This window comes from Pseudomonas oryzicola (assembly GCF_014269185.2).
In the GTDB taxonomy this organism is placed as follows: Bacteria; Pseudomonadota; Gammaproteobacteria; order Pseudomonadales; family Pseudomonadaceae; genus Aquipseudomonas; species Aquipseudomonas oryzicola.
In genome coordinates, this window is record NZ_JABWRZ020000022.1 from 1 (window position 1) to 239 (window position 239).

The window sequence follows — 239 nt, forward strand, 5'->3', positions numbered from 1 at the left end:
ACTGAAGGCGGCGTAATCACCTACACCGTGACCCTGACCAACAAAGATGGCCTGCCGATCGACAAGCACGGCGCGTTGACCTTCACCCTGAATGATGGCACCACCATCACTGTTCCGGCGAACAGCACCTCCGGCAGCACTACCGTCACTGCGCCGGACAACGTCTACACCGGTACCAACGATCCGGTTGTGAAGTCCATCGCTACTGTTGATGGGGTTGATGCTGACAAGTTCGAACA

Annotated in this window: 1 protein-coding gene; it reads left to right on the forward strand. The window is 56.9% G+C overall.

Annotated features, from left to right (window positions below):
• Positions 1 to 27: 27 nt before the first annotated feature.
• A partial coding sequence (locus HU760_RS24415) for an immunoglobulin-like domain-containing protein (RefSeq protein ID WP_225932901.1) occupies positions 28 to 239 on the forward strand: 212 nt, incomplete at its 3' end.